Here is a 14,085-nt window from a genome sequence, read left to right as displayed (position 1 = left end):
CTCCGGCGCTCCGGCGGCGGAGGCCCTCTTCCTGCTGAAGGGCCAGCTGGGCCCGGCCGCGTCGCGCGAGCTCCAGGAGGCCGCGATGGCCGCGCTGGAGGACGCGGACCCGGCCCAGCTGGGCCGGGCGAGGGGAATGCTGGAGACGGTGGCTCGCGACGCGGCGGGGCTGACGCGCGAGGCCCTCTACGAATTGCTGGGGCAGCTTCCCTGAGCGCGGGGCGCCGCTAGCACCCCAGGTTGGCGCCGGGGCTCACGCCGAGCATCGAGCAGAACTGGAGGTACTTGTCGATGCGGCTCTGCACCTGGGCGGGGTTGCGGCCGTAGCACTCCACCGAGCCGTTGATGGTGCGGATGGTCTCACCGAAGCCCGCGCCGTTGACGATGGCGTTGTGGGCCGTCATGGAGCCCGCGCCCGTCTGCGTGGTCCAGAACCAGAAGCCCGTGCGCCACGCGGCGTTCGCGTCCTGCGCCAGCAGCTCCGGGTTCGCCTGGAGCGGCAGGCCCAGCGCGTTGCCCGCCGCGCAGTAGTTGCCGTTCCACGACAGCTGCATGGGGCCGCGTCCGTAGTACTGCTTGCCCGGCGCGCAGCTGCAACCCGGGGGACCCCAGGACGTGTCGCAGTAGGGCGCCTTGTTGATCTCCTCGATGTACACGAGGCCGCCCGTCTCATGTGACACGTTGGCCAGGAAGGCGGCCACCTCGCGCTTGCGCGTGTCCATGTCGCCCGTCGTCGCCAGGCCCGGGAAGCCGTTCGCGGCGGCGATGAGCGCGTCGTAGCTGTAGAAGGCGTTGCGGCTGGGGAACATGGCGTTGAACATGTCGCGGGTGAGGATGCCCGCGAAGCCCGTGCCGCCGCTTCCGCCGCCGGAGACCCGGTCGAACGTCCAGCGCTGGTTGTCGCGGTCCGCGTAGAAGGGGTACTGGACGATGAGCGTGCCGTTGTCGAAGGAGCCCCACGACAGGTCCATGGCCATGCCGGTGTGGCGCACGTGGAAGCTGAACTGCGTGCCGCCCCGGTTGATGAACTGGAACTGCTGGTTGGCGCCGCCGACGTAGCTCCACTGGTGGAGGACGGCGTTCTCCGCGGTGCTGACCCCCGCGATGTCCAGGGCCTTGCCGCTGTTGACGTTGATGATCTTCCAGAACCCGCCCGACGTGGGCGAGATGTGGAACTTCTGCGCGTTGGTTCCGTTGCAGTCCCACTGCTGCACCTTCGCGCCGTCCGCCGTGCTGGACGAGGCCACGTCGATGCACTTGTTCGTCCGCACGGAGCGGATGACGTAGTCGCCCTCCGTGATGGTCGACACGACGGCGGCGCTCTCCACCTGGCCCACGGCTCCCGGCGCGGCGTCTCCGGCCTCCGGCCCCGCACAGCCGGCCAGCACGCCCACGACTCCCAGCAACGACAGACCGCGGACCATTCCCTTGTGGCTCATGACGTCTCCAGTGGCTACTTCCGGCAGGTGAAGGAACTCCTGGGAGGACATCCGCGCCTCTCAGGGGGACTTTGTTCTTCCGAAGAACAAAGTCACCATGCCTCATGCCACTGGTCGTGATATCCAGTCAATCCGGGGAATCCAAAAGAGAACGGAGCGAAGAGCCGCTTCACAGGTGCTTCAGGAAGCGCTCCGTGAAGAGGTACGCGTCTCCTGGCCACCGAGCGGAGACGTAGCGTCCGTCCTCCACCACGAAGGCGGGGGCATGGTCCGTCGCGGTGCCGCGCTTGGACAGGACGCGGGGGCCTCGCTCGAAGTGACTTGGGTCCGCGAGCGCGGCGACGACCTCCTCCTCCACGTAGGCGGGGTAGGTGCGGTAGTAGCGGCCCAGCTTCCACGCGGTCAGCAGGTACGCGGAGCGCTCCATGTACTTCGGCAGGCACGTGGTGCGCGTGCCGTGGAGCACGCTCCGGCCGGTGGCGGGGTCCTTCGTGCGCGCGAGCACCAGCACGCCGTGGCAGATGGCCGCGACGGGCCGCTGGAGCGCCCAGAACGCCGCCACCTTCGCCTGGAGCGCCGCGCTGCCCAGGTACTGTCGCATGCCCGGCGCGTGGCCTCCGGGGAGCAGGAGCGCGTCGAAGTCCGACGGCGCCACCGCGTCCCAGGTGAGCGGCTTCTGGAAGGACTGTGTGAGCGTGAGGTCGCCGTAGAAGCGCCGGGGCTCCGGCTCCGCGCCCAGCTTCCCGAAGAGGACGCCAGTGAGCAGCAGCGGATCCGCGGCGGGCATGTGGCCCTTCTCCGTGGCGAACACGACCTCGTGGCCCGCGTCGGTGAGCATGCGCCAGGGCACGGCGACTTCGGTGACGTCGAAGTCATGGTCGGGCAGCGGGACGAGGACGCGGCGGGCGGAGGCCATGCGGTCAGTCTTTCCCGCGCCCCCGGGGCTGACAAGCGGTCAGGAGGCGCGCTCTATTTCCATGCGGTAGCCCACGCCGCGCACGGTCTGGATGGAGAAGCGTGAGGCGCTGGTCCACTTGAGCTTGCGCTTCAGGCTGGAGACGAAGTTGTCCACGGTGTGCGGATCCACCACCACGTCCGTGCCCCATACGGCGTCCAGGATTTCGTCGCGCTTGAGCGCCCGCTCGCGCTCCTTCAGGAAGAAGGCCAGCAGGTCGAACTCCTTGCGCGTCAACTCCACCTCCGCGCCCTCGGGCATCTCCACGCGCCGCCGGTCCAGGTCCACGCTGTAGCCCGCGAAGCGCAGCAACTTCGTTGGCGCGACACCGCCACTGCGCTTCAGGTGCGCCCCTACTCGCGCGAGCAATTCGCGCAGCCGGTAGGGCTTCCCCAGGTAGTCCTGCGCTCCGGACTCGAAGCCTCGCACCACGTCCTCCTCCAGCGTGCGCGCGGTGAGCATCAGCACCGGCACGCTCATGCCCTCCTCGCGCAGCGCGCGGCAGAGCGCGTAGCCGTCTCCGTCCGGCAGCATCACGTCCAGGAGGATGAGCTGGAAGTCGCGGCGGGACAGGTGCTCGCGCGCCTCCTTCACCGTGGCGGCCTCCTCCACGGCGTAGCCGCCCTGGTGCTCCAGGTTGTCGCGCAGCGCGAGCCGCAGGTTCGGGTCGTCCTCCACGACGAGGACGGTGGGGGCGGCGGTGGTCATGCGGTGCTCCGGGCTTCGGGCCGGTACTCGGGAAGGGTCAGTTCGAAGGTGGTGCCTTCGGGGCTGGAGGCCGCCACGCGCAGCGTGCCTCCGTGCAGCCTGGCGATTCGCTGGCACAGCGCGAGCCCAGCCCGCTGCCGGGCACCTCGCGGCCGTCGCGCCCGGACAGCCGGTAGAACTCGCCGAAGACGCGCTCCCACTCGGCCTTTGGAATGCCGGTGCCGTTGTCCGTGAAGTGCACGCGCCCTCCGGGCAGCGTCTGGACGTGCAGCTTCACGGGGCTGCGGGTGTTGTACGCGCACGCGTTGCGCGCCAGGTTCGCCAGCAGGAGCCGCAGGAGCTGCGCGTCCGCGTTCAGCTCGCGCGCGTCCACGTCCGCGGTCAGCTCCACCGGCACCGGCGCGCCGGACTCCAGGTCCCGGCGCAGGTTGGAGACCAGCTCGTCCAGCCGCACCGGCGCGAGCTTCGGCACCCAGCGCCCCTTGTCGATGCGGTTGAAGGACAGCAGGTTCTCCACCAGGAAGCCCAGCCCGTCCGCCTCGCGGATGATGCGCGCGGGGTAGTCCTTCGCGTCCGCGCCCTCCGCCACCCGCCACTCCAGCGTCTCCGCGAGCAGCCGGATGGACGCCAGCGGCGTGCGCAGCTCGTGCGACACCGTGGCCACGAAGTCGCTCTTGAGCTCCAGGAAGCGGTACTTGCGATGCTGCGCCACGAAGGCCAGCGCCGCGATAGTCAACGCCAGCGCCGCGCACAGGGCCAGCATCAGCGTCTTGAGCCGGTAGCGGTTCTCCAGCGCTTCCTCGCCCCGCGCCCACGCGGACGACTCCACCGCCACCGGCAGCGACGCGAGCGTCAGCACCGGCGCGTCCCCCGGCAGGGCCACGCGCCCGTCCGCCTCCAGCAGGCCGCGCTCGCGCATCTCGCGGGTCAGCCCGTGAGCAGCCGGGCAGATCCAGCGCCAGCCGCGCACGGCGCCTCCCTGGAGCGGCTCCAGGTACCAGCCGGACCGCGCCAGCACCGGCTCCAGCACCTCCCCGGGCAGCGGCAGCGCGTCGCGGCCAGCTCGCGCGCCCGGGCCTCGAAGTCCGCCACCGGCACGCCCACGCGCGCGGAGAGCGCCGACACCTTCTCCCGCAGGAAGTCGAAGTCCTCCGGCGTGAAGCGCGAGCGCTTGAGCAACAGCAGCCGCTGCAAGCCCTCCAGCCGTCCACCGCCCTGGCCATCCACCAGCCCGTCACGCACCAGCGCCTGCATCAGGTCCGGCACCACGTCGCCCCGCGCCGCCACGTCCTCCAGCACCACCAGCAGCGACGGCAGGTCCCGCGTGGACGCGAGCACGAAGCGGGTGCGGTGCTGGAGCAGCGCCATCAGCGACAGCAGCGTGGCCTTCCGGTCCTTCGCCTTGAGCGACTGATCCACCAGCGCCATCCGCTCCAGCCGCTCCTTCCACGGGCCCTCGTCCTCGTCCGCGACCTCCGTGCCCGCGCGCAGCCTCGCGTAGCGCTCCTTCGCGGGCGCGTCCCCGGCCGTGTCGAACTGCGCCAGCCGGGGCAATACCTGCTCCCCCTGTTCCCGCAGGTACAGCCCCGGCGTGGCCACCAACGGATCCTCCTTCGCCGCCGCCAGCGTGCCGCGCGCGCCGTCCAAGCCCTCGCGCAGGGCCTGTCCCAACGACGCGCGGGCGTACTGCTCCAGGGCTTCGCGCCGGGAGCGGAGCGAGGCCCTCGCATCCTCGCGTTCCGCGGCGAAGATGCGGTGGAGATAGCCCAGGCCGACCCCGAGCCCGGCGAGGCCGAGCACGAGGGCGACGAGGGTGGGCAGCAGCCTGCGCGGCATCCGGGGCGCCTTACTTGAGGGTGGGGACGCGGTCGGCGTCCATGGTGCGCACCGGCGAGATGGTCTCGAAGCGGTCCTCGCGGCGGTCCAGCTTCTTGGCCAGCCGGATGAGCTCACCCAGCTCCACCACGTCCTGGCGGCTCTTCAGCGGCGTGCCCAGCTCCTCCCACAGCGACACGAGCGCGTCGTAGGTGAGCGGGCGCGCCCAGTAGGAGCCGCGCAGCTTCTCCGCGAAGGCGGCGGCGACGTAGGACAGGCGGGTGGGGGACGCGGCCTTCTCGTAGGCCGGACGCAGGAGCGTCACGGGCATCGCCTTCTCGATGAGGCGCGAGCTGCCGCCCTCCGGGGCCTTGTAGCGGATGCGCAGCGTGCCGAAGTTCGTCTGGGACGGGTCGCGCAGCTTCACCTCGTAGAGGGCGGTGACGGCGTGGCCCGCGCCCACTTCGCCCGCGTCCACGCGGTCGTCGTTGAACTGCTGCCTGGTGAGCAGCCGGTTCTCGTAGCCGATGAGGCGGTAGCGGGACACCGTCTTGCGGTCGAACTCCACCTGGAGCTTCACGTCCTTGGCCACCACCTGGAGCGTGCCGGTGAGGTTCTGCACGAAGATGCGCCGGGCCTCCTCCAGCTTGTCCACGTAGGCGTAGTTGCCTTCACCCACCTGGGCCAGCCGCTCCATCAGCTCGTCGTTGTAGTTGCCCATGCCGAAGCCCACGGTGGACAGGGTGATGCCCGCCGCCGCGCGCTCCTTCACGCGCTCCCAGATGCCGTCCGCCTGCGTGATGCCGTTGTTCGCCACGCCGTCCGAGCAGAGGATGATGCGGTTGATGCCGCCCTTCAGCAGGTTGCGCGCGGCCAGCGTGTAGCCCAGCTCCATGCCGGCCTGCGCGTTGGTGGACCCCTCCGAGTGGAGGCTGTCGATGGCGCCCAGGATGGTGGCCTTCTGCGTGGCGTGGGTGGGGGCGAGCACCGAACGGGCCTCGCTGCCGTAGACGACGATGGACACCCAGTCCCGCTCATCCAGCGCGTCCACCAGGAGGCGCAGCGACCGCTTCACCAGGCCCAGCCGGTTCTCCATGTTCATGGAGCCGGACACGTCGATGACGAAGACGAGGTGGCCCGGCTTGCGCTCGGCGTGGCTCACGTCGCGCGCCTTCACGCCGATGTGCACCACCTGGTAGCCCTTGCGCGCGGGGGAGGGGAAGCCCTCCACGTTGACGCTGAACGGGGCGTCCGGGGCGTTGGCGTAGCCGTAGTCGAAGGTGTTGACGAACTCCTCCACGCGCACGGCCTGCTCGTCCGGCAGCGCGCCGCGCTCCAGGTAGGCGCGCGTCAGCGAGTACGACGCCGTGTCGGTGTCCACGGAGAAGGTGGAGAAGCGCTCCTCCTCCGTGTCCACGGTGGGGTTCACGCCGTAGCCCTTGAAGTACATGTCGAAGAAGCGCTGGCCCGGGGGGGCCACGGTGCGCTCCGGCGCGGGCTGCGGCGTGGGGACCGCCGAGGCCTGGGGCGCGCGGTACGTCGTCTGCGGCGTGCCGTCCGGGACGACGATGTGCATGTACGGCAGGGCCCAGGACGGGGCGCGCGCGCGGTCGTTCTGGCTGTTCGGATCGCCGTTGACACCGAAGGCCGGGTCACTCGTGCTCAGGCCGTCCACGACATAGCCATTTCCAGGCTGGGACGTCCCGATGCCGACACCGTAGGAGTCGGAGGTGGTCGAAGGCCCCAACTCCGCCAGGGACTCGAAGTCGCGCGTCGCTCCACCCTTGCCCGCCGGACGTGACACCGCGATGCGCCGGATGAACTCCGGGTCCACGTTCACGCCCTGGTTCGTGGAGCCCACGTCGATCGTCGGCGGGCTGCCCATGATCTCCACTGACCTCGAGAAGGGCTCAGGCAGCATCTCCACGTTCAGGCGGATGGTGCGATTGGCGCGCAACTGGATGTCCGTGCGGGCGTAGACCTTGAACGCCTCCTTCTCGAACCGCACGGTGTACGTGCCCGCGGGAAGCTCGGGGATGCGGTAGTTCCCCTGGGCGTCCGCGACCACCGTCTGTTCACCCTGCATGCTGGGGCTGACCGCGGTGACGACCACGTCCGGCACGGGCTTCCGGGTGACAACGTCAATCACCGTGCCAATGATGACGCCCTTGCCGACGCTGCCCGCGGCCGGCTGGGCCAGCACGGGCGCGGCGGACGTCATCAGGAGCAGGGGCAGGGCACTTCTCAGGAGGGACTTCAGCATGGACCACCTCTCGCGCATCAGGGTGGAGCCATCATCCAGATGCGCCCCGCATCGAACCGCACGGCGGGCTCGTCTCCTCATCATGGTTTCATCATGGCGGGAAATCGTGCCGGGGGCGGGGTGTCTGATTAGAAGGGCCGTCCATGACGGCACTCGATACCCTCTTTCCCACCGAAGAGCAGATTCCTCCCGGAGTGCGCCTGCCCGCGTATCTGGAGCAGCGCGAGTACCTGGTGGGAGGTGAGCTGCGCACCTGGGCGGGTGAGCTCAACCCCGTGGCCAGCCCCGTGTTCGTCCGGACCCCGGAAGGCCTGAAGCAGAAGGTGATTGGCGCGACGCCGCTGCTCACCTCGCGCGAGTCCCTGGACGCGCTCGCGGCGGCGGTGAAGGCGTACGACTCCGGCCGGGGCGTCTGGCCCTCCCTCAAGGTCGCCGAGCGCATCGAGCACGTGGAGCGCTTCCTCACCGCCATGCGCGCCCAGCGCACCGCCGTGGTGAACCTGCTCATGTGGGAGATTGGCAAGACGCAGCCGGACTCGGAGAAGGAGTTCGACCGCACGGTGGACCTCATCGTGGAGACCCTCCGCGCGCTGAAGGAGCTGGACCGCACCTCGTCCCGCTTCGTCCAGGACCAGGGCATCATGGCGCAGATCCGCCGCGCGCCCATGGGCGTGGCCCTGTGCATGGGGCCTTACAACTACCCCCTCAACGAGACCTTCAGCACGCTCTTCCCCGCGCTGCTCATGGGCAACACCGTGGTGTTCAAGCCCGCGAAGTTCGGCGTGCTGCTGGTGCGCCCCCTGCTGGAGGCCTTCCGCGACTGCTTCCCGCCCGGCGTCATCAACATCATCTACGGCCGCGGCCGGGAGACGGTGGGCGCGCTGATGGAGAGCGGGCAGGTGGACCTGTTCGCCTTCATTGGCACCAACAAGGGCGCCAGCGAATTGAAGCGCATGCACCCGCGCCCGCACCGCCTCAAGTCCGTGCTGGGCCTGGACGCGAAGAACCCGGCCATCATCCTGGAGGACGCGGACCTGGAGAACGCCGTGAAGGAGTGCATCACCGGCACGCTGTCCTTCAACGGCCAGCGGTGCACGGCGCTCAAGCTGCTGGTGGTGCACCGGAACATCGTGGACGCGTTCCTCGCGAAGTTCACCGCCGCCGTGGACACGCTCAAGCCCGGCATGCCCTGGGACCCGGGCGTCGCCGTCACGCCGCTGCCGGAGCCGGGCAAGGGGACGTACCTCCAGGGGCTGGTGGATGACGCGGTGTCCAAGGGCGCCCGCGTGGTGAACGCGACGGGCGGGCAGGCGTCGCGGTCGTTCTATTCACCCACCGTGGTGTACCCGGTGACCAGGGACATGCGGCTCGCCACCGAGGAGCAGTTCGGCCCGGTGGTGCCGGTGATGGTCTTCGACGACGACGCGGAGGCCGTGCGGCTGGTGGTGGAGTCGCACTTCGGCCAGCAGCTCAGCCTGTTCGGGAAGGACTCGGCGCGCATCGGGCGGTTCATCGACGCGTTCTCCAACCAGGTGGGCCGCATCAACCTCAACTGCCAGTGTCAGCGCGGGCCGGACACGTTCCCGTTCAACGGCCGCAAGGACTCCGCGGAAGGGACGCTGTCCGTGGCGGACGCGCTGCGGGTGTTCTCCATCCGCACGCTGGTGGCCACGAAGACGACACCGGACAACACGGCGCTCGTCCAATCCATCCTGACCCGCAGAGAGTCGGATTTCCTCACCACGGACTTCCTCTTCTAGTCCGGCCTTGGCCTCGGGTGCTAAGCCTGGGGCCATCCCATGGCGCCGCGCACCACGACCCTCGAGCTGCACAAAGAAGAGATGAAGTTCTCCGCGGGGCACTTCACCATCTTCTCCGCCACGCACCGCGAGAACCTGCATGGGCACAACTTCTCCGTCTACGTCGCGCTGACGGGGGAGGTGTCCGAGGACGGCCTGCTTTCGGACTACGGTCCGCTCAAGCAGGCCATCATCGCCCGCTGCAAGGCCTGGAATGAGACCTTCTTCCTGCCTGCCCACTCCAAGCACCTGCGGCTGGAGCGGGACGCGCAGGGCAACCACGTGGCGCACTTCAACGGCGAGGAGCTGCGCTTCCTGGCGCGCGACGTGACGGTGCTGCCGGTGGCCAACGTGTCGCTGGAGGAGCTGGCGCGCGTCTTCGGCGAGGAGCTGGTGGGAGACGGCAGCGCCATGGCGCGCGACCACATCACCGGGCTGGTGGTGAAGTGCGCTTCCGGCCCGGGGCAGTGGGCTTCCTGGGAGTGGAAGCGCGATGCCTGATCAGGTCCTCATCACCGGCGCCAGCCGGGGGATTGGCCGGGCGGCGGCGGAGCGGTTCCGGAAGGAGGGCTGGCGCGTCATCAACGTCGCGCGCGGCCCGTGCCCCGTGCCGGACGTCGTCAACGTGCGGGTGGACCTGGCCGTGCCGGGCTGGGAGCCCGCCGTCGAAGCGGCGCTGCGCGATGGCGCCAGCGCGGGCCCGGGGCGCCTGTGCGTGGTGCACAACGCCGCCCTCTACGAGCATGACGACGCGCTGACGATGGACGCGGACCACCTGCGCCGTGTGCTGGAGGTCAACGTCGTCGCGCCGCTGGTCCTCAACCGCCTGGCGCGGCCGCTGCTCACGGACGGCTCGTCGCTGCTCTACGTGTCGTCCACGCTGGGGGAGAAGGCCGTGAAGGGCGTGGCGTCCTACGTGACGACCAAGCACGCGCTCATCGGGATGATGCGGGCCACCTGCCAGGACCTGGCGGGGACGCGGGTCCACACCGCCGCGGTCTGCCCGGGCTTCACGGACACGGAGATGCTCCGCGAGCACCTGGGCACGGACCCCGCCGTGCGCGCGAGCGTGGCGGGGATGACGACGTTCGGACGGCTCATCACGCCGGAGGAGATCGCCGGCGTCCTCTACACCTGCGCCACCACCCCCGTCCTCAATGGCGCGGTCATCCACGCCAACCTGGGACAGGTGGAGCGCTGAGGCGACTTCAGCCCTCCGCGGCGTAGACGGTGCACGAGGACGTGCAGGTCTCCGCGACGCGGATGCGGGCGACGGTGGTGCCCGGCACGTTCACGCGCTCGAAGAGCCACGCGGCCAGCAGCTCGCTCGTGGGGTTCTCCAGGCCCGGGACGTCGTTGAGCAGCCGGTGGTCCAGCTGGGCGTGCAGCGGCTGCCAGGCGGCGTTCAGCTCCGCGAAGTCGACAATCCAGCCGAGCTGGGGGTGCACGGGGCCGCGCAGGGTGATTTCAATGCGGTAGCTGTGGCCGTGCACCCGCGAGCACTTGTGCCCCTCGGGAACGTGGGGCAGGCGGTGCGCGGCCTCGAAGGTGAACTCCTTCGAGATTTCAGTGACGAGGGTGGGCTTCTTCACGGGGACGGCCTCCATTCGGCGGCCTTGTATCCGCGTTCCCCCCTTGCGTCCACGGGTCGTCTCAGGGGACGGGCAGTCAGACGCCGAGTGCGGTTCCCAGCCGTGCGAGCAGCCCCGGCCAGCCCGGCTTCATCCCCTCGAAGGCGCGGCGGCCCATGGGCGAGTCCAGGTTGAAGCCCTCGTGCGTGAGGGTGAGCCGCGTCCCGGTGCCCTCCGGCGTGAGGCGCCAGGTGAGGGTCGTGTCGAGCGTGCCCGTCGCGAAGCTGTACTTGAGCAGCCGCTCCGGCTCCACCGCGAGCACCTCGCACGGCTGCTGACCCCAGGCGCCCATGTCGAGCGTGAAGCGGTGGCCCACGACGGGCCGCACGTCGCCCGCGGCCCACCACTTCGCGTGGAGCGCCGGGTCCGTCAGGGCCTTCCACACGGCGGCGGGCGGATGGGCATACACGTGGTCCAGCTGGATGATGGCGGGGGGATTCATTTGCGTGACTCCTCGTCGAGCACGTCCTCGAGCGCGGCAAGCCGCTGCTTCCAGTAGTGCGTAAAGGCCTTGAGCCAGTCGTCCACCTCCGACAGCGGACGTGGATCCAGGTGGTAGTAGCGCTCCCGGCCGCGCGGCTCCTCGCGGACGAGCCGCGCCTTGCGCAAGACCTGGAGGTGTTCGGAGACGGCGGGACGGCCCAGGTCGAAGCCGCTCGCCAGGTCGTTCACCGCGCGCGGCCCCTTGCGCAGCTGCATCAGGATTTCGCGGCGCACCGGATTGGCGAGCGCCGAAAAGACATCCGCTTCGGGCATGGCTGGGATTGATACGTCGGAAATGTCCGACGCGTCAAGAGGCGTCGGAAAAGTCCGACGCATCGGCGGAAGCGGCTACCTCCGGGCGACGCGCGGCTGCGCGACGGGCGCGCGCTGCTCCTGGCGGACGGGGAGCCGGAGGAGCTGGGCGTAGCGCGCGAGCCGGTCCTCGAAGCGCCGGGAGTCGCGGCTCCAGTGCACGACGACGTTGCGCTCGGGGTCCTTCCGGTGCGTCAGCGCGATGCCGTACTCGTCCTGCGCGCCAATCCAGTCCGGGTGGTGGCGCCGCTCGCAGTCGAGGCTGACGTAGTGGGCCAGGGGCTCGTTCCAGGTGAAGGCGCTCAGCGCTCCGGCGCCGCGCAGCGACACCTCCGAGGCCGTCACCACCACCTCCAGCCGGGTCGTCAGGCACCGCACGATGCGCGTCCCGGTCACGAACAGGCCCAGGACGCCCACCAGCGGCAGCATCCATTGCTCGCGCAGCAGGGCCAGGGACAGGCCCTGGTCCAGCGCGTAGGCACCGGGGAGCACGACGAGCAGCACGAACCCGAGCAGCGGCCACACCACCTGGCCGACGAGCGGACGGGTTTCGAAGCGCAGGGGGAGGTCACCCCCCATGTCCATCTTCCGTGGAACCGGGGAGAGCACTTCGAAGAAGGACATGGTCCAGGCGTCTCGGGGCGGGCGGGCGGGGATGTGTGCCTTTGCCTCGAAACTCAGCATGGCGGTGGACATGCTGTCCACGTCTTCCCGGGTAGTCATGGAGTGCCGCGAGGGGGCATGCGCGGCTGGCGCGGGGGTTGCTAAATGTCGCCACGCCGGCCGGGCGGGATGCCCGGCCGTGGCTCCCTGGCCGCGATGCTCCCCGAACGCTCCCTCCCGCATGCGGCACCCGGCCCACGGCGCGGCCTGCTGGCCACCCTGGTCCTCACGGTGCTGTGCCTGCCGCTGTCCGCGTCCATGCCGGTGATACCCGGACCGCCGCCCCGCCTGGTCCTCTGGGCCTGGGAGCGGCCGGAGGACCTGCGCTTCCTGGAGGGGCGCGCGGTGGACGTCGCCTTCCTGCTCGCGACGCTGGACCTCACGGATGAAGACGTCCATGAGCTGCCCCGCCGGCAGCCGCTGCGCGTTCCTCCGGGCGTCGCGTTGAAGGCCACGGTGCGATTGCAGATGGTCCCGGGGAGCTCGCTGGCGCGCTTCAACCCCGAGCGCCTGGAGAACCTGGCCCATCGCCTGGACGTGCTCGCGCGCCGCCATGACGTGACGGCGCTGCAGCTCGACTTCGATGCCCGCGCGTCGGAGTCCGACGCCTACGTCGGCCTGCTCCAGCGGCTGCGCGCGCGCCTGCCTCCGGGCATGTCGCTGTCCATCACGGGGCTCGCGTCGTGGTGCGTGCCCGGCGGCTGGATTGCCCGGCGCCCGTGGAGGAGGTGGTGCCGCAGCTCTTCCGCATGGGGCCGGACGCCCCGGTCTGGCGTGCGCGGTTCTCGCGCGGCCTGCCGCCCCCGTGCTCCGGCAGCATGGGCCTGGCGGTGGACGAGTGGGGGCCCGTGCCTCCCGGCGTCTCGACCCTCTACCTCTTCAACCCCCGGCCGTGGACGCCCGAGGCGTTCGCTCGCGCCGTGGCGGAGACCCAGTCATGAAGAACGCAAGAACAGTCCTGGGGCTCGTGGGCCTCGCGGTCCTGCTGCCTCCCGTCATCGCCGATGCCTGCGGGCCCGAGTTCGAACCCGAGCCCCGCTTCCAGGTCAGCGACAATCCCGACCGGCCCTTCGACAGCTTCGCCGCCGGGCGCCTGGGCGTCATCCCCCGCACCTACGACGCGCCCTACCTCGCCTATGCCTGGCGCACGATGATGGGCATCCCCACCACGGCGGCCGAGCAGAAGCACCTGGTGGCCGGATGGGAGGATGCGGAGCGCCGCTACGGCTACGGATCCGACGCGGAGTGGGCCAGCCAGCAATGGGGCGCCGTCCGCAAGGAGGTGGCGCCCTCCCTGGAGCCGCGCCCGCTGGTGTTCCTGGGGGACCAGGGCTACTCGAGCTACTCCCGCATCCACGGCGATGCCTTCCTGCATGCGGCGAGCACGGCGCGCACGCTGGCGCGCGAGTGGAAGCAGCGCCCGGCGCTGCTGAACGAGTGGGTGGGCAACCAGGACAGCGTCTTCAGCGAAGGCTGTTCCCCGTCCGAACCGGAGCCCGGCTTCGTGGAGACGCTGACGCCCCGCGAGCAGGCCCGCCGTCAGGCCGAGCGCGACTACCAGGCCGCGGCCATGCTCCTGTACTGCGGGAACTTCGACGCGGCGGCGCAGGCCTTCCAGGCCATCTCGGGCTCCGCGGAGTCCCCCTACCGCGTCCTCGCGGCGTACCTCGTGGCGCGCACCCGCCTGCGCCAGGCGCTGTTCGGGCTGCCCGATGGAGAGGGGGAGCCGCCGAACGTGGATGCGGCCACCGCGCTGGCGCGCTTCACTCGGGCGGAAGAGGCCATCCAGAAGGTGCTCGCGGATCCGAAGCTGCGGGAGGTCCACGGGCCCGCGCGGCGCCTGCTGTCCGTCGTGCGCTGGCGGTTCTCGCCGGGGACCTGGCGCTGCGAGCTGTTCGCGCGGTGCTGGAGAAGGGACGGGCTCCGCGCTGGAGTCGGAGCTGGCCGGCATCTCGACGGGGCCCGGCGCGGACGGCGCCGAGCTCACCTGCCCCGGGGCTGAAGCCGCGCGCGGCGA

At 70.5% G+C, this 14,085-nt stretch carries 15 protein-coding genes and 1 pseudogene; 6 read left to right on the top strand and 10 right to left on the bottom strand.

Features of this window, described 5'->3' with window-relative positions:
- Window positions 1-214: hypothetical protein (locus tag ACLEQD_RS21925; RefSeq protein WP_410386410.1), on the top strand; the 214-nt coding region annotated here is incomplete at its 5' end.
- Between the two features lie 13 nt (window positions 215-227).
- On the opposite strand, the gene ACLEQD_RS21920 is transcribed toward ACLEQD_RS21925, so the two are convergent.
- The 6 genes and pseudogenes from ACLEQD_RS21920 to ACLEQD_RS21895 all read right to left on the bottom strand — a co-directional run bounded on the left by ACLEQD_RS21920 (window position 228) and on the right by ACLEQD_RS21895 (window position 7,180).
- On the bottom strand, window positions 228-1,439 hold the full coding sequence (locus ACLEQD_RS21920; RefSeq protein WP_410386408.1) for an RICIN domain-containing protein: 1,212 nt from the start codon (window positions 1,437-1,439) through the stop codon (window positions 228-230).
- A gap of 169 nt (window positions 1,440-1,608) precedes the next feature.
- Window positions 1,609-2,355 (bottom strand): type 1 glutamine amidotransferase domain-containing protein, encoded by a 747-nt coding sequence (locus ACLEQD_RS21915; RefSeq protein WP_410386406.1) that lies wholly within the window; start codon window positions 2,353-2,355, stop codon window positions 1,609-1,611.
- Window positions 2,356-2,394: 39 nt separating this feature from the next.
- Window positions 2,395-3,102 (bottom strand): response regulator transcription factor, encoded by a 708-nt coding sequence (locus ACLEQD_RS21910; protein WP_410386404.1) that lies wholly within the window; start codon window positions 3,100-3,102, stop codon window positions 2,395-2,397.
- Window positions 3,099-3,865 (bottom strand): annotated as a pseudogene (locus ACLEQD_RS21905) (sensor histidine kinase). Before ACLEQD_RS21905 ends, ACLEQD_RS21910 begins: the two are co-directional and overlap by 4 nt.
- A 164-nt stretch (window positions 3,866-4,029) precedes the next feature.
- A complete protein-coding gene (locus ACLEQD_RS21900) occupies window positions 4,030-4,938 on the bottom strand; it encodes a hypothetical protein (RefSeq protein ID WP_410386402.1) in 909 nt (302 codons plus the stop codon).
- Between the two features lie 10 nt (window positions 4,939-4,948).
- Window positions 4,949-7,180, bottom strand: a complete 2,232-nt coding sequence (locus ACLEQD_RS21895; protein WP_410386400.1) for a YfbK domain-containing protein — start codon at window positions 7,178-7,180, stop codon at window positions 4,949-4,951.
- 143 nt (window positions 7,181-7,323) lie between these two features.
- On the opposite strand from ACLEQD_RS21895, the gene ACLEQD_RS21890 reads away from it, so the two are divergent.
- Genes ACLEQD_RS21890 through ACLEQD_RS21880 form a run of 3 tightly spaced genes read left to right on the top strand, consistent with a single transcriptional unit; the run spans window position 7,324 to window position 10,180 of the window.
- Window positions 7,324-8,940 carry an NADP-dependent glyceraldehyde-3-phosphate dehydrogenase gene (locus tag ACLEQD_RS21890; protein WP_410386398.1) on the top strand — a complete coding sequence of 539 codons (1,617 nt, stop codon included), beginning with the start codon at window positions 7,324-7,326 and terminating at the stop codon, window positions 8,938-8,940.
- Between the two features lie 39 nt (window positions 8,941-8,979).
- Window positions 8,980-9,480, top strand: coding sequence for a 6-pyruvoyl trahydropterin synthase family protein (locus ACLEQD_RS21885; protein WP_338266444.1), 501 nt, complete (start codon window positions 8,980-8,982; stop codon window positions 9,478-9,480).
- Complete coding sequence (locus tag ACLEQD_RS21880; protein ID WP_410386396.1) at window positions 9,473-10,180, top strand: SDR family NAD(P)-dependent oxidoreductase; 708 nt, start codon at window positions 9,473-9,475, stop codon at window positions 10,178-10,180. The genes ACLEQD_RS21885 and ACLEQD_RS21880 overlap by 8 nt, the downstream gene beginning before the upstream one ends.
- Window positions 10,181-10,187: 7 nt before the next feature.
- Here the strand turns inward: ACLEQD_RS21880 and queD are convergent, their stop codons facing one another.
- The 4 genes from queD to ACLEQD_RS21860 all read right to left on the bottom strand — a co-directional run bounded on the left by queD (window position 10,188) and on the right by ACLEQD_RS21860 (window position 12,029).
- Window positions 10,188-10,586: a 6-carboxytetrahydropterin synthase QueD gene (gene queD / locus ACLEQD_RS21875; protein ID WP_410386394.1), complete on the bottom strand. Its 399-nt coding sequence runs from the start codon at window positions 10,584-10,586 to the stop codon at window positions 10,188-10,190.
- Between the two features lie 61 nt (window positions 10,587-10,647).
- Entirely contained in the window at window positions 10,648-11,052 is a 405-nt protein-coding gene (locus ACLEQD_RS21870) for an SRPBCC domain-containing protein (protein WP_171413123.1), read from the bottom strand.
- Window positions 11,049-11,366, bottom strand: coding sequence for an ArsR/SmtB family transcription factor (locus tag ACLEQD_RS21865; RefSeq protein WP_410386392.1), 318 nt, complete (start codon window positions 11,364-11,366; stop codon window positions 11,049-11,051). The genes ACLEQD_RS21870 and ACLEQD_RS21865 overlap by 4 nt, the downstream gene beginning before the upstream one ends.
- A gap of 75 nt (window positions 11,367-11,441) precedes the next feature.
- Window positions 11,442-12,029, bottom strand: a complete 588-nt coding sequence (locus tag ACLEQD_RS21860) for a hypothetical protein (protein ID WP_410386390.1) — start codon at window positions 12,027-12,029, stop codon at window positions 11,442-11,444.
- A 722-nt stretch (window positions 12,030-12,751) separates the two neighbouring features.
- Between ACLEQD_RS21860 and ACLEQD_RS21855 the strand changes: the two genes are divergently transcribed.
- Both ACLEQD_RS21855 and ACLEQD_RS21850 read left to right on the top strand, forming a co-directional pair.
- Window positions 12,752-13,009 carry a hypothetical protein gene (locus tag ACLEQD_RS21855; protein WP_410386389.1) on the top strand — a complete coding sequence of 86 codons (258 nt, stop codon included), beginning with the start codon at window positions 12,752-12,754 and terminating at the stop codon, window positions 13,007-13,009.
- Window positions 13,006-14,070, top strand: a complete 1,065-nt coding sequence (locus tag ACLEQD_RS21850; RefSeq protein ID WP_410386387.1) for a hypothetical protein — start codon at window positions 13,006-13,008, stop codon at window positions 14,068-14,070. The genes ACLEQD_RS21855 and ACLEQD_RS21850 overlap by 4 nt, the downstream gene beginning before the upstream one ends.
- Window positions 14,071-14,085: the final 15 nt, after the last annotated feature.

This window comes from Corallococcus sp. 4LFB, assembly GCF_046520365.1.
GTDB classification, from domain to species: Bacteria; Myxococcota; Myxococcia; order Myxococcales; family Myxococcaceae; genus Corallococcus; species Corallococcus caeni.
The sequence above is the reverse complement of the archived record's forward strand: the minus strand, read 5'-3'. Positions and strand labels throughout refer to the sequence as shown.